Raw genomic sequence first — 23248 nt, 5'->3', positions numbered from 1 at the left:
TGGGGGCGCGGGGAGGTGTATGTGGTGTGTCCCCCCTTCCCGCCCGTCCGCGCCGCAGGCACCCGCGACCCTGTCGCAGCCGCCCGCCGGTGGCGGTAGTCCATCAACGTCATCGGAGCCGGAAAAGGTTGCTGAGGCACCTCCAGGGCCGCAGGCACCCGCGACTCCGTCGCAGCCCGCTGGTGGCGGTAGTCCATCAACCTCACCGACACCCGATGAGGTTGATGACGCACCTCCTCCCCGGCCGGCTCCCGAGCCGGAGCCTGCGCCCGGGGCGCTCGCGATCGCCGATGTCCGGCGGCTGTGGCCCCAGATCCTCGATCGCATCCAGAACCTGCGCCGGTTCACCTGGGTGATGCTCAGCCAGAACGCTCAGGTCACGGGTGTCGACGGCTCCACCTTGACCATCGCCCTCGTCAACGCCGGAGCCCGCGACTCCTTCGTGAACAGCGGCTCGGATCGCATCGTCGCCCAGGCCCTCGCCGATGTCCTCGGTGTCGACTGGCGGATCGAGGCGATCGTCGATCCCTCGGCGCAGCCCGGCCCCGGTGGCGGAGAGCCCTCGCGGAGCACCCCCGCTCAGCCGACGCCTCCCTCGCCGCCCCCGTCGGCCGTACCGGAGTCGGTCCGGGAGGCGCTGCGTGCCGGCCCGGCGCCGCGACAGGCCGCCGAGGACCCCGATGCCGGGGTCGATCCCGACGATCCGATCCTCGACGGCAGCTCGGCCGATGCCGAGGCGCTGCTCGCCGAGCATCTCGGCGCGCAGGTCATCGACGACACGCCCCCGTCGTGAGCACGGTCGTCGAGCGCGAGCGCCTCTCGCTCGACGACTCGCCCACTCAGCTGCTCCGTCGCTTGCGGGGACGGCCCCGGGTCGTGGCGCTCATCGGCTCGGGATGGTCCGCCGGCGAGGCGGTGATCTCCGCCGATCCGGTCCGCGAGCTGCGTGACTGGGATGCGGTCGACCTCGCCCCCACGCCGGACTCTCACTTCGGTGGTGGCTGGATCGGCTCGTGGGGCTACCGGCTGGCCGGAGACGTCCCAGAACCGCCGCGGCCAGCGCCTCAGCCGGCTCTGCGCGTGGGTTTCTATGACGTGGTGGTCCGGCGTGTCGACGGACAGTGGTGGCTCGAATGGCTTGCCGGAACACCCCGGTGCCGGATCGAGGCCTTGCGTGAGGGCCTGGCCTCTCCGTCGGAAGCACGCGCACCGGCTCTGGAGCCGCTGCGCTTCTCACCCGGCGTGGAGGAGCACGCCGCGGCGGTCCGACGGGCCATCGAGCACATCGAGGCCGGTGACATCTTCCAGGCCAATGTCTGCGGCCGGTTCGAAACGCGCCTGCACGGAGAAGCACTCGATGCCTTCTGCCACGGGGTCGAACAGCTGAATCCCGCGTATGCGGCCTTCGTCGCGGATGACGAGGGGGCGATCGCCAGCTGGTCACCGGAGCTGTTCCTGCGGCGCGAGGCGGAACAGGTGCGGACATCCCCCATCAAGGGGACCGCCCCGCTCACGGCCGACCCTCGCCGGTTGACCGGATCGTCGAAGGATCACGCGGAGAATGTGATGATCGTCGACCTCATGCGCAATGACCTGGGCCGCGTGGCGCGGCCCGGCAGTGTCGAGGTGCCCGCCCTGACCCGGCTGGAGCGCCACGCCGTCTGGCACCTGGTCTCCGATGTCACGGCGCGGGTGGCCGCACCGGATTCCGCTCTGTTGCGGGCGACCTTCCCGCCGGGGTCGGTGACGGGAGCCCCTAAGATCCGCGCCATGCAGCTCCTCGCCGGTGAGCTGGAGACCACCGCCCGCGAGGCATACACCGGGGCCATGGGATATGTGAGCCCGTGCCGCGGCCTGGAACTCAATGTCACCATCCGGACCTTGGAGGTGGCGGCCGACGGAACGGCCTGGATCGGTGCCGGTGGCGGCATCGTCGCGGCGAGTGATCCGATGTCGGAGGTCGCCGAGTGCTTCGACAAGGTCGCGCCGATCGCGGAGGCCTTCGGAGTCGCGCTGCCGGACCGCCCTGCCCAGAACGGTGCCCTGCCGGCACCCCTCGAGTATCCGTCGGCGGCCGATCCGTCCCAGGGGGTCTTCACCACCGTCCTAGTGGAGGACGGCCGGCCGGAGCGGTTGGCCGAGCACATCGTCCGACTGGGTGCGAGCGGTCGCGAGCTCTACGGGATCGAGGCCGACACCGAGATCCGTCGGGCTGCTCTCACTGCCTCGGGGGAGTCCACAGGTACAGGACGGCTTCGGGTCGAGCTCCGCCCGGACGGACGTGTCGACGCCACCTTCACCGCACTGGACCCGGCACCCGAGTCGTGGGCGCTCGACGTGCATCATTTGCCCGGAGGCCTCGGCGCCCACAAGTGGATCGACCGCAGTGCGCTCCCGGACCATCCCGCGCTGCTCGTCGGGGTGAATGACGAGGTGCTCGAGACCGACCGGGCGTCGTTCTTCGCGGTCTTCGACGACGGCGTCCACACGCCGCCCCTCGATGGACGAATCCTGCCGGGCACCGCACGCGAGACCGTGATCGACGCGGTTCGCCGGCGCGGTCTCCCCATCCGCGAGCGGCCGATGCGGTTGCCCGAGCTCGGCCAGGCGTCCGAGGCCTTCGCTGTCAACGCACTGCGCGGTATCGTCCCGGTCTCCTCAATCGGCGGTGTCACTCGATGGCCGGTGCCGGGTCCGGTGACGCGGTGCCTACGGGAGCCGGAGCCGGAACCGGTGCCCGTAGGCCGAGTCGAAGGCGTCCGGCTCCTGGTGGTCGACAACGAGGACTCCTTCGTGTTCAACCTGGTCCAGTACGCGCGCGAGCTCGGCGCCGAGGCCACGGTGGTGCGCTCCACCGCGCCGCTGCCCGAGATCTCCGGCTTCACACACCTGCTCCTCTCCCCGGGCCCGGGTGCTCCGTCGGAGGCGAGGACGAGCCGTGCGGCGGTCGAGGTGGCGGTCGCGGCAGGCCTGCCGGTGCTCGGTGTCTGTCTCGGCCATCAGGTGATCGGAGAGTTCCTCGGCGGGCGGGTGCGACGGGCCGAACCGGTCCATGGACATCCCACGCTCGTGCATCACGAGGGGGCCGGCGTGCTCGCTGGGCTGCCAACGCCCTTCGCGGCGGCGCGCTATCACTCCCTCGTCGTCGAGGGCCTGCCGGATGACGTCGAGGTCACCGCCCGCACGGCGAGCGGCATCGTCATGGGCCTGCGCCATGCCAGGCTCGGGGTCGAGGGCGTGCAGTTCCACCCCGAGTCCATCCTGACAAGCCACGGCCACGCGCTGCTCGCCGGTTTCCTGCGTCAGAGCATCAGAGCCAAGTCATAGGCCTGACGCGTCGCCCATACGAGACGTCGGGGCGCGAACGCGTCGCCCAGCACGTGGACATCTGGGTGCCGTCCTTCGAGGGCAGAGGCGAGACCTGTTCGCGGCACCGCGCCGCAGGACAGTACCACCGCGGCGAAGGTGCCGAGCGATCGTTCGCGTCCGGAGTAGACGTGCCGACCGATGACCTGGAGCCCCTCGGGTGTGCTTTCGACCCCGGTGACGGCACGGTCGCTGAGGAGACGTACCCCGCCTTCGTCGAGACGGGCCAGTGCGCTGCCGAGCGAGTAGCGGCTGAGCAGCGGAGCTGGCCCCGAGGTGGAGACCACCAGGGTGGCATCGTGGCCGAGCACGTTAGCGAGATGATCCGCCACGGCCAGCGGCGGCAGATGATCGTCCTCGGCGACCACGAGCACCGGCCCGTCGGGCAGCGTTGCGGTTCCCTCAAGCACATCGGTCGAGAGCACGACACCGGGGAGGTCGAAGCCCGGCACCGTCGGGCGCCGCGGCGTCGCGCCCGTCGCGATCACCACAGTGTCGGCTCCGTAGGCGAGTACGCCGTCGGGCTCGCCGGCGCGCTCGGTGTGAATGCGGACGCCACGGCGTCTCGCCTCGTCGGCGTGCCAGCGCAGGTAGCGACGATAGTCCTCGTGCCCGGGGGCGCGTGCGGCCACGGCGAGCTGTCCGCCCAGATGAGGGTTGCTCTCCCACAACTCGACGTCATGTCCTCGGCCGGCTGCTCGGGCGGCGACCTCGAGGCCTGCCGGTCCGCCGCCGACCACCAGGATGCGCCGCGGAGAGGCCGCCGGCGAGGGAAGGGGGTGATGCTCGCGGGCCGCGACGGGGTTGACCGCACACGAGAAGGGGAGGTTCTCCACCACCCGTCGGTTGATGCACTCATTGCCGGCCACGCAGGGCCGGATCTCGTTGGCGCGTCCTTCGCGGGCCTTGGAGAGCAGCTCGGGATCGGCGAGGATCGCTCGCGCCATTCCGACCAGGTCCGCGTGCCCATCTGCCAAGACCCGCTCGGCGACCTGGGGACTGTTCACGCGACCCGTGTAAACGATCGGCAACCGCGTCGCGGCTCGCAATGCTCCGGTGAAGACCGCCCCAGGAGCGGGTGGGTGCTGCTGGGCTTGGATGTAGCTCGGATTTCCCCAGGGGCTTCCCCAGGTGACGCTCACATAGTCGATGGCGGTCAGCCGTTCGAGCTCGCTCACGAGATGAGCACCGTGCTCCTCCTGATAACCACCTGGCTCGTCCTCGCGCAGAGTGAAGCGGATGCCGACGAGCGGCTTGGGTCCGATCGCGGCCCGGATCGCGTCGATGATGCGACGGGGGAACTCGAGTCTGCCGGCCATCGACCCGCCGAACTCGTCGGTCCGGTGATTCGTGAGCGGGGAGATGAACCACTCGAGCATGTCGTCGTGGTTCAGGTGCAGTTCGACGCCGTCGGCACCGGCGGCGATCGCCTGGGACGCGCTGAAGGCGTACTCCTCCACGAAGTAGCCGATATCGGCAGGTGTCATCGGATGGGACACGAGGTGGGTTGTGGGGCCGCTGAGTCCTGCTGATGGACCATGGGGCATTCCGCCTTGCAGGATCATCTGTACGGTCAGGATCGTGCCATCCGCATGCACCGTCTCAGCGAGCTCGCCGACACGATCCATGAAGAACGGGGTCCTGAAGTGGCCGGGGATCTGTGCGCCGATCCCACTGGGCTCGAAACCGGGGGGAACTCGGTTGCGGACATGTGCCGATACCCCGTCGATCCAGGCGGCGTCTGTCCTGGCCCGCCAATAGGCGATATGGCCGCGGGCATCGTCCTCCGTGCCCCAGAGCGAGCTGACGACGTGGGCGTGAGGGGTCAGCACCACCCGATTCTTCAACCTTGTCCGACCCACCGTCAGGGGGCTGAACAGCCGCGCGAAGACCTCAGTCACGAGGGCCAACCCTCCTCGAGATCGGTGAAGACCGCTGGTGTGATCGTCTTGGCGAGCAACAAGGGTGTGGTCCTGGAGGCGTCGATGAGATCGTCGTAGCGTCCCCAGCCGAGTGCTGAGCGGTCCGGCTCGCGGCTCGTGTAGAGGAAATACGCGCTGACGCTGATGGTCGTCGCGGAGTCGGTCGCGTGGGTCGCGACATTGGTGACGAAGTGCCGTCGATCGGCATCAGCCACCCGTTCGGCATAGAACGCGGCGATCTCCTCACGCCCCTGCAAGGTGCCGCTGGGGATGGTCAGGGTGCCATCGGGTGCGAACAGCGCCGCGATCCGGGCGGGGTCGCCCTCGTCGACGGTCACCGCATAGGCGGCGGCCATCGAGCGGGCGAGCTCGTGTCGTTCGAGCCGGTCGATGCGGGCGTGCAGGTCGTCGGTCATCCTCGGATCTTCCTCTCCCAGGGTGCGGTCTCCAACAGTTCGTGGACGGGGGTAGCGGCCATGAGCGCCGCTCGGCAGCGGTTGACCGCGGCGGGCATGTTCCAGCCGACGACCCCGGTGACCTCCTGGCCCCGGGCCGCCAGACGCAGCCAACGCCCCGTCTCGGGGTCATCGACCGCCGGGAGCAGCCGGCTGTCGGCATCGAGACGGCCGAGGATCTGGAGTTTCACGTCGTACTGGTCGCTCCAGACATAGGGCAACTCCGTGAGTGTGCTCAGGTCCTCTCCGCGTCGCCGAGCCAGGATATTGCGAGCGGCGATTGTGGCGGTGTCGCTCGCATTGGTCCAATGTTCGAGGCGCTGGTGTCGGCCGGGGTGACGTTCGACACGGGCGACATCGCCGATCGCGTAGACACGATCGTCGATGGTGCGGCAGCCGCCGTCGGTCTCCACGCCGTCGTGACCGGCGAGCCCGCTGTTCTCCAACCAGTCTGTGACCGGAACGGCGCCGGCAGCCACGACGAGCACGTCGACTGCGCGCTCGGTGCCGTCGGTGAGCCGTAGCGTGATAGCCCCATTGGCATCCCTGGACGCCGCCTCGATGCCGGTGTCGAGATGGAATCGCACCCCGTGGTCGCGGTGTAGCGCGAGGACGGGGTCGCTGAGATCTTGGCCGCCGAGCCGGGCGAGGACGCGCGGTGCGGTGTCGATGACGACGACCTCGCAGCCCAGCGCGCGGCTGGTCGCCGCGATCTCGAGGCCGAGGACGCCTGCGCCGACGATGCCGACCCGGGCGGCGCCGCGCACGGCCTTGCGCAGGGCCAGCGCATCGGTCCAGGTACGCAGGTAGTGGGGGTTGACACCGTCGAGCACGGGTAGTCGGCGGGGTCGCGAACCGGTCGCGATCACGAGGTCCTCATAGGGGAGTCTCTCGCCGCTTTCGAGCTCGACGTGTCGGTGGGCTCGATCGAGCCTTACGGCGCGGCGTCCGTCGATGACGCGCACGGCGAGGTCTTCCAGGGCCGCGGCAGTTGTCAGGTCAGGTCTCTTCGGCTCGGTGTCGAGCAGCACGCTCTTCGACAGTGGCGGTCGGTCGTAGACGAGGCCGGTCTCCTCCGAGACGATCGTGATGGGGTCTTCGTCGCCTGCTCGGCGAAGCCGCTCGGCGAGACGGATCGAGGAGATCCCGCCTCCGACGATCACGGTATGGGCGTTCACGGCATCCTCCTGGTGGCATGTGTCCCGCATCACTCTAGATGGTACATTTCATTATCAGCAATACGAAGCCGTGATCGGTTGGTCGGCAGGGTGCCGCCGGCGAGGATCACGCCCGCTTCGGAGGAACTTTCGTCGAGAAACTTGACTGTCAGCGAATCTAGGCGAATGATATGCATGTCCTGTGATGGGGGTCACGAGATGCAGGTCACGGCCCAGATGCCGATAACTAACGGAGACGACATGATCGCTATGCGTACAACTCGAAGGTCCAAGCGCCTCTTCGCCACGCTCGCAGCTGCCAGCGTGGTCACGCTCAGCGCCTGCGCTGAGCAAGGAGGAAGCGGCGGCTCGGCCGGAGGTGACGGAATCGAGCCCGGTGCATCGAAGGAGGACTACATCGCCGCTTTCGAGGACGTCGATCCGATCACGATCCGCACCCAGTCGCCGGCGCCGAAGGGCTCGATCACCGGAAAGAATGTCGAGGACTATCTGGCATCGGTCGAGGAGTGGTCCGGGGGGAAGATCACCTTCGACATCGCCTACGCGAATGCGGTGGCAGAACCTGCCGAGATCGACGACGCGCTGAACGACGGCCGCCTGGATCTCGGTCAGGTGCTGCCGATCTACGAGCCCTCGGAGTATCCAGCGACCGTGGCTTTGATCGAGACCGGTTTCCTCTCCAAGCAGAGCCCTGTGGTGGGTGCCCTGCAGTCGAATGCCTGGCCGAACGAGGTCGCCTTCAACACCCCGGAGATCATGCAGGAGTGGGACGATCACGGCTTGGTCCCCCTCGTGCCGGTCTACAACTCCGGTGCTCAGGGCTTCTTCTGCAGTCAGCCGAGGACGACCAAGGCAGAGATCTCCGGGCAGACCGTCAGCGCCACTGGCTCGGCGAATAGCAAGCAGATCGAAGGCCTCGACGGGTCGCCGGTGTCGGTCGCCTATACCGAGCTCTATGAGAGCCTCGAGCGCGGAGTCGTGGGATGCGCGAGCGCCACGCTGACGGTGGCAGTGCTGGGCGGGTTCCTGCCGGCGGTGCCCTATGCGGTCTTCGACGACGAAGCCAGTTTCTCCCCCGGCCCGGGCGGCATGGCCTTCAGCAAGGCGACCTGGGAGACTCTTCCCCTCGTGGCGCAGCAGCTCTTCTGGGATCGCCTCGGCGTCTTCGTCGGCGAGAACATCACCGGGAAGATCTGGCCCAACACGGTCGAGGGAGTGGGAGCCATCATCGAGGCCGGCGGATCCTTCGCGACCTTCGACGAGGAAGCACGTGAGTCCTTGCGGGCCGCGAACGAGGATCTCCTCGACCAGGTGAGCGACTCGCCCGCCCTCGACGATGGTGACGGATTCATCGAGCGCGTGCAGGAGGCCGCCGATGAGTGGCTGGAGATCGTGAGCGAGGAGCTCGGTTACACCGACGAGGTCGGTTACGAGGACTTCAGCACCTGGTACAGCGAGGATGCGGTCGACATCGAGCCGTTCCTGCAGAAGCTTCTCGACGACACGTTCGCGGAGCACCGTCCATCATGATCGGTGCGGATGGTCGCCGACGAGGTCGGCGACCATCCGCCCCCCTCACCGAGGAGTAGGGTGATGAGTCTGTCCATCGACGCGCGTCCGCGTCGTCTCAACCTCGATCTATTCATCGAGGTCCCCGCTGTCGTCTTGACCTTCGCGATGATGGTGCACATCTCGCTGAATGCCATCATGCGGGCCTTCTGGTCCGCGCCCTTGTCGAACACCCTGGAGATCACCCAGTACTGGTACCTCCCGGTCATCGCCTTCCTGGGCTTCATCGCCGCGCAACGACGCGGACAGCATGTCAGTGCGGACCTCATCTACGAGATGCTCCCGCAGGTCACCAAGCGGTGGGTGCGAGCCGTCTCGGCTGTCGTGGTCGGCACCGTGTGCGCGGGATTCGCCTGGTTCGGCCTGCAGGAGGCGCTGCACTCCTTCGAGATCCGGCGGACCGCCGGTGTGAGCGACATGCCGGCTTGGCCGCCGTATTTCCTGGCGCCCATCGCCTTCGGCTCGCTGACCATCCAGTTCTACCTCGCCGCCGCCCGGGCCGTTCTCCGGGATGAGGAAGCGGCCGAAGCACACGGGAGTGCGTCATGAGCGTCGACCTCGACCCGATCCAGGGCCCCGATAGCCGAGGGCCGGGGATAACCCAGCCTCCCCCGCCGGCGATCTCCAGTCGCCGATCGTGGGTCGTCTTCACCATCACGATGGGCCTCCTCGTCCTGAGCACGATCGGGATGTTCCTGCCGCTGGTGCCCGAGGCGATCGGTGGCATGGCCATCGTCATGATGCTGTGCCTCATCTTCTTGCGTGTGCCGGTCGCGATGGCCCTGCTGATCCCGGCCATGCTGGGGATGTTCGCCCTTCGTGGTGGCGCCCTCGTGGAGAGCACCATGACGACCCTGCCGTACGGGGAGGTCGCGAGCTGGTCGCTGAGCGTCGTACCGATGTTCATCTTGATGGGCCTGCTGCTGTGGCGCGCGGGTCTGACCGAGAGCATCTACGATGCGGCCAGGCTCTTCCTGGGCCGGCTTCCCGGTGGACTCGCAGTCGGGACGAATCTCGCCGGAGCGGGTCTGGCCGCAGTAAGCGGTTCCACCGTGGGCACGACCTATGCACTCGCCCGCATCGGGATTCCCGAGATGCTCAAAGCCGGCTACGACAAGCGATTGGCCATCGGCTCGGTGGTCGTCGCCGGTCTGCCCGGTCAACTCATCCCGCCGAGCATTCTGCTGGTCATCTACGCCGGTATCGCCGAGGTGCCGGTAGGTCCGCAGCTCTTGGCGGGCGTCGGACCGGGCATCCTCGTCGCGGTGATGTTCACGATCATGTTGATGATCTTCGCGAGCCGGTGGGCTACAGCGGAGCCCGATGCTGTCGTGGTGACCGAGCCTCGCCCGATGCTCAGTCGATGGCGGACCCTCGCGGGTATCTGGCCCGTGCCGGTGCTGATCGCGGTCATCGTCTTCGGCATGTTCTCCGGTGTGTTCACCGCCACCGAGGCGGGCGCGGTGGCCGCGCTGCTGTCACTGGTCGTCGCGATCATCTGGCGCCGAAACACCGGTCCGCTGCGCGCGATCGCGGACGCGGCCACGGGTGCGGTGAGCAGCGTGGGCGCCATCTTCTTCATGCTCGTCGGTGTCGCCGCTCTGTCACGCATGTTCACCTTGACGGGTATCAGTGACGGATTCGCCGAGGTCGTTCAGTCCATGAACCTCAACCGGGTGACCTTCCTGCTGCTGATGATGGCGGTCTACATCCTCCTCGGCACCTTCATGGAGCCACTGGCGATGATGGTCCTCACCATCCCGATCCTGATCCCCACGCTGGAGGTCCTCGACATCTCGCTGCTGTGGTATGGCGTGTTCGCCGTCTTCATGGCCGAGATCGCGGTCGTCACGCCGCCCGTCGGCATCCTGGCATTCATCATCCACTCCATCACCCGTGAGCCCGAGGTCAACCAGGGCCATTCGATCACCCTGAATGACGTGTTCGCGGCGACGTTGTGGTTCCTGCCCATGGCACTGGTCGTCACCGTGGTGCTGATTTTCTTCCCCGAGATCGCCACCTGGTTGCCGGGCATGGCGAGCGGCGGATAAAACGCGACTTTGACGAAGGAGAGTCAACATGACTGAAACGACCCACCGGGGGTGCCCGGTCACACACACCGATTACACCCAGACGACCCCGATCTACGAGCACTATGCGCTGCTCAATGCCGATCGCGAGAAGGAACGCTTCCTCTTCAACGACTCGACCGAGCGTGGCTTCTTCATGTTGCAGCGCTATGAGGACGTGCAGGCGGGCTTCCAGCAGCACCAGAACTGGACCACCGCGGTACGCAGCGCCCTGCGCCCGGGGATCGGCGAGCCGCTGCTGCCCCAAGATCTCAACGGCGAAGAGCACCTCAAGCTCCGGAAGATCCTCAACCAGTTCTTCGCACCCGCAGCTGTCCGGCGGCTGGAGCCGCTGGCGACACAGCGGTGCATCGAACTGATCGAGGAGCTGAAACCTAAGGGGTCGTGCGATTTCGTCGCCGAGTTCGCGATCCGGTACCCGACCGATCTCTTCCTCGCGCTGCTGGGACTTCCGGTCTCGGACGGGGAGCAGTTCCTGGAGTGGTCCGAGGAGCTGTTCTCCGCGATGCTCGCCGGGGAACCCGAGCGGGCCGCAGCTGCCAAGAAGAACATCATCGACTACTTCGAGACGGCTCTGGAGGACCGGCGCGCCAACCCGGGTGACCCGGAGACCGATATGGTGACGCGTTTGCTCGAGGCAAGGATCGACGACGAGCCTCTGTCGCGGGAGCAGATCCACACGATCCTGCTGACCCTCATGCTCGCGGGCCTCGACACCACCCGCTCGGCGCTGGGTTACATCTACACCCACTTGGCCACGCATGATGAACATCGCCAGGAGATCGTCGACGATCCCGATCTCATCGGCAAGGCGGTCGAGGAGTTCCTGCGGCTCTACCCGCTGGTCTTCCAGGCGGGCCGTGAGGTGCAGTCCGACCAGGAGTTCGAGGGCCTGCAGCTCAAGAAGGGCGATGTCATGTGGATCGGCATCGGCCAGGCCAATCGGGATCCTCGCAAGTTCGACGATCCCGATGAGTTCATCATCGATCGCCCCGGGGCCAATCAGCACCTGGCCTTCGGCGGCGGCCCGCATCGCTGCCTGGGTATGCACCTGGCGCGGCTGGAGCTCAAGGTCGTCTTGGAGCAGTGGCACGAGCGGATCCCGGAATACCGGATCGCCGAGGGTGCTGAGTTGACGGAGCGAGGTGGGCAGTTGACCTTGTCGACGCTGCCGCTGGAATGGGAGGTCTGAGGTGTTCATCGAGATCGACGGAGCCAAGTGCATGGGGCACGGACGTTGCTATGCCGTCTCGCCGGATCTGTTGAGCGACGACGACGAGGGCTTCGTGGCAGAGCGGGGCACCAGCTGGGAGGTGCCCGCCGACCTGCTGGATCAAGCCCACGAAGCCACCGATGCCTGTCCTGAGGGAGCGATCGTCGTCACCGCGACGGCCCCGGCCGATGCTTGACGGATTGCGGGTCCTCGACCTGACCGATGAACGGGGTCTGCTGTGTGGGCGGCTGCTCGCCGATCTCGGCGCCGATGTCGTCCAGGTCGAACCCGCTTCCGGTTCGAGCGCCCGCGCGGCGTCGCCGATCGATCCGAACACGGGTATCTCCTTCACCTGGCACTCCTTCGCCGCCGGCAAGCGGAGCATCGCCCTCGATCCGGGACGGGAGCGAGACCGCGACCAGCTCCGTGATCTCGTAGGCCGTGCCGATGTCGTGGTGACATCCTGGGACCACGACGAACTCGACCGATGGTCGATGACTCCCCGTGAGGTGCGAGCCCTCGCACCGGCCTGTGTCATGGCGGCCATCACGGCCTTCGGATGGGACGGCCCCCGGGCCCGACTTGCAGCCAGCGACCTGACCGTGTGGGCGGCCGGCGGCCCGTTGGCGCCACACCGCGACGGCGACCGTCCCCCGTTGCGCATCAGCGTCCCGCAGGCCTATCTGCATGCGGCAGCCGATGCGGCCACCGGGATCCTGTTGGCCCTCATCGAGCGCGATCGCAGCGGTGAGGGACAGTTCGTGGACGTGTCGGCCCAGGTGTCGGTCGGCCAGGCCACACTGGCGCGCATCCTCGCGCATGCCGTGGGCGACGACAATCCCGAGTGGCAGCAGCAGCCGACCGCCCGCGCCGATCAGTCCGGCAGCGGCGCGGCGACTCCCAACAGCCTGAAGAAGTGGCACTGCCGCGACGGGATGATCGAACTGCACCTCTCGATGGGTGCGGCCGCCGGAGCCTTCACCAATCGGCTCTTCGGCTGGCTCTTCGATGAAGGTGCCGTCGACGAACGCATCGCCCGGTGGGACTGGCGTGAGGTGCCACGGCTGGTAGCTGAGGACGAGCTCGACCTCAGCGATCTGGAGGAGGCGCGCGCCGCGGTGCGTACCTTCCTGGCCACCAAGACCAAAGCCGAGGTGGTCGAACAGGCGTTGCAGCGCCGGCTGTTGTCCATGGCGATCTTCGACGTCTCCGATGTCGCCACCAGCCCCCACCTGGCTGAACGCGGATTCTTCGGCGCCCTCGACATCGAGGGGACGATGGTCCAGGTGCCCGCCGTCTTCGCCCAGGTGACGGATGGTCCGAGTCCGGCTCTGCGCGGTCGCGCGCCGAAACTCGATGAGCACCACGACGAGGTGCTCGCCGCTTGGCGTGCCACCCCGCGCGATATGCCGGCTCGGTCCACGCGGACTCGGACTGCCCCCTTGGAGGGTGTGAAGGTCCTGGACCTGTCCTGGGTGGTCGCCGGACCGCTGATCGGCCGAAGCCTGGCCGACTTCGGCGCCACGGTGGTGCGGGTCGAGTCAAGCACCCGTGTCGAGACGGCGCGGATGATGCAGCCCTTCCACGACGGCTCACCCGATCGCGAGGGATCGGCCCTCTTCGGCAACTGCAATGCCGGCAAGCTGGGCGTGACCCTCGACCTCGCCTCTCCCGAGGGCCGGGACATCGTCCGTGACCTGGTGCGCTGGGCTGATGTGGTGATCGAGTCCTTCTCTCCGGGACAACTGAGTCGCTGGGGCCTCGATTACGCATCGCTGCGCGATATCGACCCCAGCATCGTCATGCTGAGCAGTTCCATCGCGGGCCAGCGAGGTCGATGGGCGAAGCTCGCCGGATTCGGCAATGTCGGCTCCTCCTTGAGCGGCTTCCAGCACCTGGTCGGGTGGCCCGATCGGCTGCCTATGGGACCTTTCGGCCCGTATACCGACTACCTCGGTCCGAGGACCGCCCTGGTGGCGCTGTTGAGCGCGCTGAGGCGCCGCGAGAGGACCGGTGCGGGCTGTTATATCGATGTGTCACAGGTCGAGGCCGGTGCTTACTTCCTCTCGCCCCAACTCGCCCACTATGGCTTCGACGGCACGATCGCCGAGCGGTGTGGCAACGCCGATCCTGACCATGCACCTCACGGTGTCTATCCGGTGAAGGCCGATGAGCACGGCGACCGGTTCATCGCGATCGGTGTACGAGATGACGAGCAGTGGGAGCGGTTCGCCCGCCTTCTGGATGTCGAGACGCCGGCGGGCGAGGACTACTCGACCCGGGACGGCCGCCAGCGCGATGCGGAGTCCCTCGACAAGGCGATCGCCACCTGGACCTGCGGTCAGGACGGTGACGAGCTGGCCACGCTCCTCTCCGAGATGGGCATCCCCGTCCATCTCGCCCTGCGCCCGGAGGACTACCCCGGCGATCCGCAGATTCGGCATCGGCGTCATCTCGTCGAGCTCGCCCATCCGCTGCACGGCATGACCATCGTGGAGGGTGCACGCGTCCTGCTCACCGACACCCCGGGCGGACCCCGTACCTGTGCGCCCACGCTGGGTCAGCACAACCGCCGCGTGTTGAGCGAGTTCCTGGACTACGACACCGAGACCATCGACGAACTGGAGACGAAGGGAGTGCTGCGATGAGCGGGCGGGCCATGGACGCGACGAGCATCGAGGGCGACTGGACGGTCGAATGGCAGCCGGTCATCGATGCGATCGGTCGTGACTTCGCCGACGGGGAGGTGACCTGGGGCGGCGATCCGGTCGAGCCAGGGGCGATTCGCCGTTACCTGGAGCCGCTGGAGTTCGACTGCGAGCTGCACACCGACCCGGAGGCCGCGCGCCGGGCAGGGTTCGGAGACGTCACGATGCCCTATACGGGGGTCATCGCCTGGACGATCCCCGCTGCCTGGCGGCCCGGGGAGGTCTTATTCGACAGCGATGATCGCGATGCTCAGCCGGTGCATACGGCGATCAACAATGCCGACATGCCGCTCGGTCCTCGTACCACCGGGTTCTTCGGTACCGATATCGAGGTGGATTTCCATCGCGAGGTGATCGCCGGGGAGCGCATCGGTCGTCGTGGACGGCGTCTGCTCTCGTGCACGCCGAAGGAGACCGGGGTGGGGCGAGGCGCCTTCATGACCTGGGAGAGCGAGATCATCAGCGATCGCGGGGATGTCGTGGGGTTGATCCGGATCGGCACCTATGCCTATGTGCCGCACCAGAAGGGAGAGCAGGGTGAGTGATGCCCGGACCATCGGTCGGCCGTTCGACGAGATCGTCGTCGGTGAGCAACTGCCCACGGTGCGCCTGCCGCTCACGGTCTACCGACTCGTCATGGCGGCCGGTAGCAACCGTGACTTCAACTCGATCCACCACAACAGCGAGTACGCCAGGTCCACCGGAGCGAAGGAGATGTACGCCAATACCTCCTTCCTGATGAGCTCATGGGAACGGCTGGTCCGGGACTGGGCGGGACCACATGCGCGGATCCGCGCGATTCGCGGCTTCCGGATGAGGTCTTTCAACTACGTCGGGGAGACGATGTCGGTGCTCGGTGAGGTCATCGACGTCCGCCGGGAGGGCGTCGAAGGCGTGGTCGAGGTCGAGGTGCGCTGTGAGACCTCGGCGGGAGTCACGGTGGGGCCCGGCGTGGTCGAGCTCGGTTTCCCCCTCGACGAACAGGAGCAAGGATGAGCGAACGGACGACGGGCACGGCGATCGCCGGCCTGGGCATGACCGAGATGGGCAAGGTCTACGGCAAGACGGCCACGCAGTTCGCTGTGGAGGCCATCACCGCGGCCGCAGCGGATGCGGGACTCTCATTGGCCGATATCGACGGACTGCTGGTGAATCCGGGGGTCAAGAACGACACCGACCTGCGATTGCAGTCCAGCCTGCAGATGCGGGACACCCGTCTGCTGGCGACGATCCAGGGCTTCGGGTCATCGGCCGGACAGATGGTGCAGTACGCCTCGATGGCGATCGAGGCGGGGATGGCCGATGTCGTCGCGTGTGTCTACGCCGACGCGCCGCTGAAGGAGGGCAAGCGCTCATCGGACGCCTATCCGGGCCAGGCGCGCGCGATGGTCGGCACAGCATCATTGCCCTTCGCCGCCGGACTCAAGGCGGCCCCCGAGCGGTATGCCGTCGCGGCCAGACGACATATGGAGACCTACGGCACGACCAGCGAACAACTCGGTGCCGTCGCCGTAGCAGCCCGGCAGTGGGCCACGATGAATCCGATGGCGCAGATGCGCGAGCCGATGACGCTCGAGGACCACCATGCCTCACGGATGATCGCCGACCCCTTGCGGCTGCTCGACTGTTGTCTGGTCAGCAACGGAGCCGTCGCGATCATCGTGACGAGCGCCGACCGTGCGGCCGGCCTGAAGCAGCCTCCGGTCCATGTGTGGGGCTGGGGTCAGGCGCACCCGGGGTACGTACAGCACCGGGACAGTGAGTTCGGACTCGTCACCGGCGCCGCGAAGTCCGGTCCCGATGCCCTGAAGATGGCAGGCATCGGCATCGACGAGGTCGACCTGCGCCAGCTCTACGACTGCTTCACCTTCACGACCCTCGTGACCTTGGAGGACTACGGCTTCTGTGCCAAGGGCGAGGGGGGCGAGTTCGTCGCGAGCGGCGCGCTGGCCCCCGGCGGCTCCCATCCCACCAACACCGGCGGTGGCGAGTTGTCGTCCTTCTATATGTGGGGGATGACTCCACTGTCGGAGGCGATCATCCAGGCGCGCGGTCAGGGCGGAGAACGTCAGGTCGACCGCCACGATGTCGTCATGGTGTCCGGGAACGGTGGAGTGCTCGACTTCCACTCCACGCTCATCCTCAGCCCGCATCAGAAAGGTCGGTGACCCATGGCACTCGCCGCCGTCATCCGCGACGACCATTCCGCGCCGTTCTTCGAGGCGTCCGCCGAGGGGCGCCTCCTGTTGCGCTACTCACCGAGTCAGGACACCTGGTCCGATCCGGCCGCGCTCGTGTGCGCGACCACACAGGCCGACGATCTGCAGTGGCGGGAGGCGGCCGGCACCGGCCACCTCGTGAGCTGGACGATCAAGCCGGGTCGACGCCGTGACGATGTCGTCACCCCCGACACGGTCATCGGCATCGTCGAGCTCGATGAGGGACCTTGGCTCACCTTGCAGTTCCCCGATGCCGCGCAGGCGGACCTCGCCGTCGGCCGCGCGGTACGGGTCGGCTTCATCCAGCCCGAGGACAGCGAGCACCTTCCTGTGGGATACCTGGCCTGAGAGTCGTCGTCCAGGGGATGCCCGGTCCACGGATTACCCGGGTTCCAGGGTTGTCGAACGGCCCGGTGAGCGGGGTATGCCGCCGTGCCTGTGGACGGACGACGAGTCACGAGGAGAGGCTGGAGCGAGGCGATGTATGAGAGCAATCCGGTGCACGAGGACATCCGGCAAGCCATGCGCGCGTTGTGTGCCCGCTTTCCCGATGACTACTGGGCCGAGCGCGACGAGCGACATGAGTTTCCGCATGAGTTCTTCTCGGCCGTTGCCGAGGGCGGTTGGCTCGGGCTCACCATTCCCGAGGAGTACGGCGGAGGCGGTCTGGGGGTGACCGAGGCGGCCATCGTCGAGCGCGAGATCGCCGCCTCGGGGGCCGGCATGGGAGGATGCTCGGCCGTGCACATCGGTATTTTCGGCTTCGAGCCGATCCTCCAGCACGGCTCGGAGGACCTGAAGAGGCGCTTCCTGCCCCGGGTCCCGGGAGGGGACCTGCAGATCTCCTTCGCCGTCACCGAGCCCGATGCCGGCACCGACACCACGGCGCTCTCGACCTTCGCCCGGAAGGTCGAGGGAGGGTGGTCGGTCTCGGGCAAGAAGGTCTGGATCTCCAATGCCCAGCGTGCGGAGCGGATGCTCCTGCTGGCCCGGACGACTCCGAAGGACGACTGCGCGAAGAAGACCGATGGCCTGACCGTGTTCTTCGCTCCGGTCGACCGCGAGCGCATTACCATCCGCGCGATCCCGAAGATGGGCCGCAATTCCGTGGACAGCAATGAGCTCTTCATCGATGAGCTCTTCGTCCCCGATGAGGACGTGGTCGGTGAGGTCGGCCAGGGCTTCCGGGTCATCCTCGCCGGCCTCAACGCCGAACGGGTCGTCGCGGCGAATGCGATGCTCGGGATCGGTGAGGCAGCACTGCGGCGGGGCACCCAGTACGCCAAGGACCGGATCGTCTTCGGACGCCCGATCGGTCAGAACCAGGGACTGGCCTTCCAACTGGCGGAAGCCAAGATCAAACTCGAGGCCGCCGATGCGGTGCTGCAGAAGGCCACCTGGCTGGTCGACCACCAGCAGCCGTGCGGGGCCGAAGCGAACTACGCCAAGTGGTTGTGCGCGGACGCTGGTTTCACCGCGGCGGACGTAGCGCTCCAGGTGCACGGGGGCATGGGATACAGCAAGGAGTTCCATGTCGAGCGCTACTTCCGGGAGGCGCGGCTGATGCGCATCGCACCGATCAGCCAGGAGATGGTGCTCAACTACGTCGCCGAGCACGTGCTCGGCCTACCGAGGAGCTATTGATGCGGGGTCTGTACTTCGAGGAGTTCGAGATCGGCGCGGTCTACCAGCATGCCTTCCGCCGCACCGTCACCGATATGGACAATGTGCTGTTCACATCGCTGACGATGAATGTCGCCCCGATCCACCTGGATGCCGAGTACGCCAAGACGACCATCCACGGGCGGCCTCTGGTCAACAGCCTCTTCACCGTCGCCCTGATCGGTGCGTTCCACGTTCCAGAGCTGACCATGGGCACCACACTGGGCAATCTCGGATACGAGGACATTCGCTTCCCGGCGCCGGTCTTCGCCGGTGACACGCTGCGCGGCGAGACCACGATCGTCGGCAAGCGCGAGTCCACGAGCCGTGACGATTCGGGCATCGTGTGGTTCGAGCATCGCGGATACAACCAGGAGGATGTGCTCGTGATGGTCTGCCAGCGGGAAGGTCTGATGATGATGCGTCCGGCGGGTGAAGCGACCCCGGCGTCCCCGACATGACTGGGGCGCGACCCGCCAGCAACGAGGCGGCCGGCTCACCCCACCCTGCAGAGGTCGTCGTATCTCTTCGCCTGTACCTCTTCAGATGTCGTCAATGATCCGACAACTACTCGGTCTCGGATGGCTCCACGAAGGCGGCATCTCGCCAGGCCAATGCCGCTTTCAGTCCCTGGTCGGCCACGATGCGACCGAATTCCTCGCTGGCCGGTGTCACATGGAACATGGCATCGAACTCGGCCCCTTCCAAGGCACCGAGCCGAAGCCCCATGATCTCGGACCACCGGTTGACCACGTGCTTGTGCAGGTTGAGGGCATCGGAGGGAACGCCTGCGATGCGACGACAGAGCGCCAGCGTCTGGGTGTCGAGCTGGTCGACGGGATAGACCTCATCGGCCAGTCCGATGCGCTCGGCCGTGAGGCCATCGATGGTGTCGCCGGTGAAGAGCAGACGCTTCGTCTTCGCGGCCCCGATTTTCATCGGCAGCATGCCGAGCGTAGGGGGGATCCCGAGGCCACGCGAGGCGGGATGGCCGAAACGAGCATCCTCGGAGGCACACACGATATCGGCCACTCCGATCAGATCGAGGCCACCGGCCAGGCAATGACCGTGGACCTGCGCGATGATCGGCTTGCGGTAGTTCCAGATCCGCAACCACCGTTCGATATTCTCGCGCAGCCTCTCACGGTCCCGCACCAGTAGGGACTCGCCCAGCTCGGTCGGCTTGCGCTCACCGGGGGTGGCGCCATGCGCTCGGTCGGGCGGAGCCATGCTGTAGACCGAGGAGCTGCTGGTCATGTCGTATCCGGAGCAGAAAGCCCTCCCCGCGCCCTTGATGCGAACCACGCGGACGACGGAGCCGCCGCGGACCTCCTCGAGCGCCGCCTCGAGGTCATCCCAGAGTTCCAGGCTGATCGCATTCAGCTTCTCCGGCCGGTTCAGGGTGATGGAGGCGACACCATCGCCGACCTCCAGCGTAACGAGTCCGTTGGTCATGGGGGTCCTTAAGCAGATGTGGCGTACCGGTGGCCGATGCGCCTGAGTTGATCGCTGGCTGATCCGAGGGTGAACTCGATGTGTTTGCCGAGCCGGAAATGCCGATGGAGGCCATAGTCCAGGTCGATACCGATCCCTCCGTGGACGTGCTGGGCCGCAGAGAGCACCCGGTGTCCGGCATCGGCTGCCCAGAATTTTGCGATCGCACCGGCCCGATCGGATTCCGCCGGATCGCCGCATTCGTGGAGTGCCCAGGACGCCTGGAGGGACGTCAGACGCATGGCCTGGACATCGGTCCAGCAGTCCGCGAGGCGCTGCCGAACCGCCTGGAAGCTCGAGATCGGCTGACCGAATTGATGTCGTTGAGAGGTGTACTCCACCGCGGTCCGGAGCGCCGCATCGCAGTTGCCGAGCTGCATCGCGGCCAGACCAGTCTCCGCATGGATGAGCAGATCATCGAGCACGCCGTCCAGCTCGCCAAGGATCTCGGCGCGTGCCTCGTGGAGGGTGACCAGGCCGATCGGCCGGCGCGAGACCGAGACCTGGTCCTCGATGGTGACCCCCGGGGAGCTGGGGTCGAGGAGGAACACTCCGATCGCCCCCGCGTCGGTGGTCGCCGAGACCAAGATCTGCTGGGCCTGCCGCGCGAAGGGCACGTGGGTCTTCGCGCCGCTCAATGTCCATACCCCCGGTGTCTCTGTGGGGGTCGCCGAGCACCGGGGATGCCGGTGATGTGTTCCTGCCGCCTCGTGCAGGCCGACTGTCATCACTACGCCACCGTCGATGAGACCGGGGATGAGACGGGCCTGCTGTTCCGGATCGCCGTGTCGCGCCAGTATGGCCCCGCCCACAGCGAGGCTCTCCCAGAGCGGAACCTGCGCCACTCGGTAGCCGATCTGTTCGAGCACCTGGTGGGCTCCGAGTGGCCCCATCCCGGCACCGCCCACGTCCTCTGGCAGCAGCGCCCCGAGCACACCGGCCTCGGCCAGCAGGGAGTAGGTCCGCGTATCGAACCAGACGCCCTCGTCATCGAGCGCGCTCAGGTGCTGGGGCGTCGACTGGTCGGCGAGAATCTCTGCTGCGAGGTCCCGAAGACTGATGACATCCTCATCGATGCTGAAATCCACCTGTTTACCTCCGTTGTCTGTCGGTGCGCTGATCAGCGAGCGGCACGGGACATGCCCAGACCCGCGCGCGCGATGATCTCGCGCTGGACCTCATTGGTGCCGCCGCCGAAGGTCATCAGGACGCTCCATCGCATCGCCGCCTCCAGACTGTCGGGCAGCGCACCGGGTGTTCCCTCCGCGAGCAGTGCGTCCTCGCCGACGATGTCCATGAGGTGGCGGAAGACCTCGACGTACATCTCCGTTCCGTACACCTTGATCGCCGAGGCATCGGCCCCTGACACCTCGCCGTGCTCGGCGGCCCAGGCGATCCTCCAGTTCAGGAGCTGCAGCGCCTCGGCCTTGGCCTCGACGATCGCCAATTTCATCTGGACCCATTCCTGGTCGATCATCCGACGACCGTCCGGCGCCTCCGTGCGCCGGGCCCAGGCGAGCACCTCCTCCAACCGTCGATAGACGACACCGACCGGGCAGATGGTCACTCGTTCGGCGTTCAGCTGACTGGTGATGAGCTGCCAGCCTTCATTCTCCGTACCGACGAGGTTGCCGACCGGGACACGGACGTCGTGGTAGTAGGTCGCGCTGGTGAAGCCGCCACGCAGGGTGTGGATCGGCGTCCAGGAGAACCCCGGTGCGTCGGTGGGAACGATGAGGATGGAGATGCCCCGGTGGCGCTTCTCATCTGGGTCGGTCCGTACCGCGAGCCAGACGAAGTCCGCGTGCTGGATGAGACTCGTGAAGATCTTCTGTCCGTTGATGACATAGTGATCCCCGTCCCGGACGGCTCGGGTCTGCAATGCGGCTAGATCAGATCCCGCGTCCGGCTCGCTATAGCCGATCGAGAAGTGGAGGTCGCCGCGCGCGATCCTCGGCAGAAAGTAGGAGCGCTGTTCTTCGGTGCCGAATCGCATCAGGGTGGGACCGACGGAGTTGGTGGTCAGGTGCGGGATCGTCACGCCCGCGCGCTGGGTCTCCTCGAAGAAGATATAGCTCTCCATCGGGCTCAGTCCCCGACCTCCGTATTCACGAGGCCATGAGACGGTCAGCCAGCCGTCCTCCCCCAGCCGCCGGACAGCCTCGCGATAGGCCGTGCCGCTTTCCTCGGCGGACGCGAAGGCTGCACGCATCTGGGGTGTCAGCAGGTCGGCATAGTACTCTCGCACTTCCCTGCGGAAGCGCTCCTGGGACTCGGTGTAGGAAATTCGCACGGTTCTCTCAGATCCTTCGCTATCGGCATCCGGGGCCGCCGGGGGAATCACACCAGCGGTAGGACGTGCTCGGCGAAGCACGCCATGGCCTCACGCTGCAGGGCGGGGGGCATCCCGGGCCAGTAGAGCCGCGGGATGAAGTGGAAGGGAACGCCCTCGACGGCATCGCGATAGCGTCGGACGCCGGCGGCGACCTCTTCTGGGGTGCCGACGAGCGCGGTGCTGCGGAGTATCTCCCGGGTACGTGGGCTGATCGCGGGTGGCCTGGCGCGATCTCCGTCCCGCTGCCCATAGGGTGTGCCGCCCATGTCCTTGTACTTCCACTCCGAGTAGTGGATATAGGGCTCGATGCGGTCCCAAGCATCGTGGGGCCAGGCGAATACCGGCGTATGGACGCCCACTTCCAGGTCGCCGGGCTCGCGTCCGGCCTCGTGAGCCATGGTGAGCAGCGAGGAGACCTGTTCGCGCAGTTCTTCGGGTGACACGCGCGCGGCCAGCAGTCCGTCGGCCCGCCGCGCCGTCCGCCGGATCCCGCCGGATGTGCGCGCCCCGATCCAGATGGGAGGACCTCCTGGTCGATGAGGCTTGGGAGTCACCGATACGGGGGCCGTGTGCTCGTCGGCCTCCACAACCCCCGGGCCCCATGCATCGCGCAGGACGTCGAGGGTGCGATCCAGCGCGGCGCCGAGCCGCTCCTTCGGTTTGCCGAATCCGGCGAACTCCTCGTCGCGGTAGCCGGCGCCGATGCCCAGCACCAGTCTTCCCGCCGACAGCAGGTCGACGGTCGCGGCATCCTCCGCGAGCCTCAACGGATCGTGTAGCGGTGCCACCATGATTCCGGTGCCGATCCGCACCCGCGAGGTGCGCATGGCCACAGCGGCCGCGACGGGGAGCAGGCTCGGCATGTATCCGTCATCGACGAAGTGGTGTTCGGACAACCAGACCGCGTCGAAGCCGAGGTCCTCGGCGTAGGCGCACAGATCGATGGTGTCGGCATAGATCTCCGTGTCGGTGCGTGGGTCGTCGGGATGTCGCTGTGCGGTCACCATGCCGAACCCGAATGTCGTGTCAGTGGTCAC

General features: G+C 67.0%; 21 protein-coding genes. 14 read left to right on the top strand and 7 right to left on the bottom strand.

The genetic code is table 11. The features are described from left to right. Positions 1-355 precede the first annotated feature (355 nt). Together BHE97_RS08790 and BHE97_RS08785 are read left to right on the top strand one after the other, a co-directional pair. Positions 356-793 carry a hypothetical protein gene (locus BHE97_RS08790; protein WP_087623656.1) on the top strand — a complete coding sequence of 146 codons (438 nt, stop codon included), beginning with the start codon at positions 356-358 and terminating at the stop codon, positions 791-793. Further along, positions 790-3327 carry a chorismate-binding protein gene (locus BHE97_RS08785; protein WP_087623655.1) on the top strand — a complete coding sequence of 846 codons (2538 nt, stop codon included), beginning with the start codon at positions 790-792 and terminating at the stop codon, positions 3325-3327. Before BHE97_RS08790 ends, BHE97_RS08785 begins: the two co-directional genes overlap by 4 nt. Here the strand turns inward: BHE97_RS08785 and BHE97_RS08780 are convergent. The 3 genes from BHE97_RS08780 to BHE97_RS08770 are packed head-to-tail and all read right to left on the bottom strand — an operon-like array spanning position 3303 to position 6921. After that, positions 3303-5267, bottom strand: coding sequence for an FAD-dependent oxidoreductase (locus BHE97_RS08780; protein WP_201791382.1), 1965 nt, complete (start codon positions 5265-5267; stop codon positions 3303-3305). The two genes, BHE97_RS08785 and BHE97_RS08780, sit on opposite strands and share 25 nt — an antisense overlap. Beyond that, the gene (locus tag BHE97_RS08775) at positions 5264-5704 is read right to left on the bottom strand and encodes an SgcJ/EcaC family oxidoreductase (protein WP_087623653.1); all 441 of its coding nucleotides are present in this window, start codon (positions 5702-5704) and stop codon (positions 5264-5266) included. The genes BHE97_RS08780 and BHE97_RS08775 overlap by 4 nt, the downstream gene beginning before the upstream one ends. Further along, on the bottom strand, positions 5701-6921 hold the full coding sequence (locus BHE97_RS08770) for an FAD-dependent oxidoreductase (protein ID WP_170931344.1): 1221 nt from the start codon (positions 6919-6921) through the stop codon (positions 5701-5703). Before BHE97_RS08770 ends, BHE97_RS08775 begins: the two co-directional genes overlap by 4 nt. A 240-nt stretch (positions 6922-7161) precedes the next feature. Here BHE97_RS08770 and BHE97_RS08765 point away from each other — a divergent pair, with 240 nt between their 5' ends. The 12 genes from BHE97_RS08765 to BHE97_RS08710 all read left to right on the top strand — a co-directional run bounded on the left by BHE97_RS08765 (position 7162) and on the right by BHE97_RS08710 (position 18843). Beyond that, the gene (locus tag BHE97_RS08765; RefSeq protein ID WP_201791381.1) at positions 7162-8451 is read left to right on the top strand and encodes a hypothetical protein; all 1290 of its coding nucleotides are present in this window, start codon (positions 7162-7164) and stop codon (positions 8449-8451) included. Between the two features lie 63 nt (positions 8452-8514). Next, positions 8515-9039: a TRAP transporter small permease gene (locus tag BHE97_RS08760; protein ID WP_201791380.1), complete on the top strand. Its 525-nt coding sequence runs from the start codon at positions 8515-8517 to the stop codon at positions 9037-9039. Beyond that, positions 9036-10541 (top strand): TRAP transporter large permease, encoded by a 1506-nt coding sequence (locus BHE97_RS08755; RefSeq protein ID WP_087623651.1) that lies wholly within the window; start codon positions 9036-9038, stop codon positions 10539-10541. The genes BHE97_RS08760 and BHE97_RS08755 overlap by 4 nt, the downstream gene beginning before the upstream one ends. A gap of 28 nt (positions 10542-10569) precedes the next feature. Beyond that, positions 10570-11772, top strand: a complete 1203-nt coding sequence (locus BHE97_RS08750; RefSeq protein ID WP_087623650.1) for a cytochrome P450 — start codon at positions 10570-10572, stop codon at positions 11770-11772. 1 nt (position 11773) lies between these two features. After that, on the top strand, positions 11774-11989 hold the full coding sequence (locus tag BHE97_RS08745) for a ferredoxin (protein ID WP_087623649.1): 216 nt from the start codon (positions 11774-11776) through the stop codon (positions 11987-11989). Continuing rightward, the gene (locus BHE97_RS20380) at positions 11982-14441 is read left to right on the top strand and encodes a CoA transferase (RefSeq protein WP_201791378.1); all 2460 of its coding nucleotides are present in this window, start codon (positions 11982-11984) and stop codon (positions 14439-14441) included. Before BHE97_RS08745 ends, BHE97_RS20380 begins: the two co-directional genes overlap by 8 nt. Further along, a complete protein-coding gene (locus tag BHE97_RS08735) occupies positions 14438-15046 on the top strand; it encodes a MaoC family dehydratase N-terminal domain-containing protein (protein WP_201791377.1) in 609 nt (202 codons plus the stop codon). Before BHE97_RS20380 ends, BHE97_RS08735 begins: the two co-directional genes overlap by 4 nt. Beyond that, entirely contained in the window at positions 15039-15497 is a 459-nt protein-coding gene (locus tag BHE97_RS08730; protein WP_201791376.1) for a hypothetical protein, read from the top strand. Before BHE97_RS08735 ends, BHE97_RS08730 begins: the two co-directional genes overlap by 8 nt. Next, complete coding sequence (locus tag BHE97_RS08725; protein WP_087623646.1) at positions 15494-16669, top strand: sterol carrier protein; 1176 nt, start codon at positions 15494-15496, stop codon at positions 16667-16669. Before BHE97_RS08730 ends, BHE97_RS08725 begins: the two co-directional genes overlap by 4 nt. Positions 16670-16672: 3 nt before the next feature. After that, the gene (locus BHE97_RS08720; RefSeq protein ID WP_087623645.1) at positions 16673-17068 is read left to right on the top strand and encodes an OB-fold domain-containing protein; all 396 of its coding nucleotides are present in this window, start codon (positions 16673-16675) and stop codon (positions 17066-17068) included. Between the two features lie 132 nt (positions 17069-17200). After that, on the top strand, positions 17201-18364 hold the full coding sequence (locus BHE97_RS08715; protein WP_087623644.1) for an acyl-CoA dehydrogenase family protein: 1164 nt from the start codon (positions 17201-17203) through the stop codon (positions 18362-18364). Continuing rightward, entirely contained in the window at positions 18364-18843 is a 480-nt protein-coding gene (locus BHE97_RS08710; protein WP_087623643.1) for a MaoC family dehydratase, read from the top strand. Before BHE97_RS08715 ends, BHE97_RS08710 begins: the two co-directional genes overlap by 1 nt. Before the next feature lie 106 nt (positions 18844-18949). Here the strand turns inward: BHE97_RS08710 and BHE97_RS08705 are convergent, their stop codons facing one another. From BHE97_RS08705 to BHE97_RS08690, 4 genes are read right to left on the bottom strand one after another with little or no spacing between them, the layout of a single operon-like run. After that, positions 18950-19837 (bottom strand): enoyl-CoA hydratase-related protein, encoded by an 888-nt coding sequence (locus tag BHE97_RS08705; protein ID WP_087623642.1) that lies wholly within the window; start codon positions 19835-19837, stop codon positions 18950-18952. An 8-nt stretch (positions 19838-19845) separates the two neighbouring features. Further along, on the bottom strand, positions 19846-20964 hold the full coding sequence (locus BHE97_RS08700; RefSeq protein ID WP_087623641.1) for an acyl-CoA dehydrogenase family protein: 1119 nt from the start codon (positions 20962-20964) through the stop codon (positions 19846-19848). 32 nt (positions 20965-20996) lie between these two features. Beyond that, complete coding sequence (locus BHE97_RS08695; protein WP_087623640.1) at positions 20997-22169, bottom strand: acyl-CoA dehydrogenase family protein; 1173 nt, start codon at positions 22167-22169, stop codon at positions 20997-20999. Between the two features lie 47 nt (positions 22170-22216). Continuing rightward, positions 22217-23248, bottom strand: coding sequence for an LLM class flavin-dependent oxidoreductase (locus BHE97_RS08690; protein ID WP_087623639.1), 1032 nt, complete (start codon positions 23246-23248; stop codon positions 22217-22219).

The organism is Aeromicrobium sp. PE09-221 (assembly GCF_002174305.1).
In the GTDB taxonomy this organism is placed as follows: Bacteria; Actinomycetota; Actinomycetes; order Propionibacteriales; family Nocardioidaceae; genus Aeromicrobium.
The sequence above is the reverse complement of the archived record's forward strand: the minus strand, read 5'-3'. Positions and strand labels throughout refer to the sequence as shown.

What these genes read in the sequence shown, in the direction of transcription:
- BHE97_RS08760 (WP_201791380.1), top strand. Translation starts at nt 8,515, where the DNA reads ATGAGTCTGTCCATCGACGCGCGTCCGCGTCGTCTCAACCTCGATCTA.
- BHE97_RS08775 (WP_087623653.1), bottom strand. Translation starts at nt 5,704, where the DNA reads ATGACCGACGACCTGCACGCCCGCATCGACCGGCTCGAACGACACGAG.
- BHE97_RS08765 (WP_201791381.1), top strand. Translation starts at nt 7,162, where the DNA reads ATGATCGCTATGCGTACAACTCGAAGGTCCAAGCGCCTCTTCGCCACG.
- BHE97_RS08725 (WP_087623646.1), top strand. Translation starts at nt 15,494, where the DNA reads ATGAGCGAACGGACGACGGGCACGGCGATCGCCGGCCTGGGCATGACC.
- BHE97_RS08710 (WP_087623643.1), top strand. Translation starts at nt 18,364, where the DNA reads ATGCGGGGTCTGTACTTCGAGGAGTTCGAGATCGGCGCGGTCTACCAG.
- BHE97_RS08750 (WP_087623650.1), top strand. Translation starts at nt 10,570, where the DNA reads ATGACTGAAACGACCCACCGGGGGTGCCCGGTCACACACACCGATTAC.
- BHE97_RS08735 (WP_201791377.1), top strand. Translation starts at nt 14,438, where the DNA reads ATGAGCGGGCGGGCCATGGACGCGACGAGCATCGAGGGCGACTGGACG.
- BHE97_RS20380 (WP_201791378.1), top strand. Translation starts at nt 11,982, where the DNA reads ATGCTTGACGGATTGCGGGTCCTCGACCTGACCGATGAACGGGGTCTG.
- BHE97_RS08705 (WP_087623642.1), bottom strand. Translation starts at nt 19,837, where the DNA reads ATGACCAACGGACTCGTTACGCTGGAGGTCGGCGATGGTGTCGCCTCC.
- BHE97_RS08715 (WP_087623644.1), top strand. Translation starts at nt 17,201, where the DNA reads ATGTATGAGAGCAATCCGGTGCACGAGGACATCCGGCAAGCCATGCGC.
- BHE97_RS08755 (WP_087623651.1), top strand. Translation starts at nt 9,036, where the DNA reads ATGAGCGTCGACCTCGACCCGATCCAGGGCCCCGATAGCCGAGGGCCG.
- BHE97_RS08790 (WP_087623656.1), top strand. Translation starts at nt 356, where the DNA reads ATGCTCAGCCAGAACGCTCAGGTCACGGGTGTCGACGGCTCCACCTTG.
- BHE97_RS08720 (WP_087623645.1), top strand. Translation starts at nt 16,673, where the DNA reads ATGGCACTCGCCGCCGTCATCCGCGACGACCATTCCGCGCCGTTCTTC.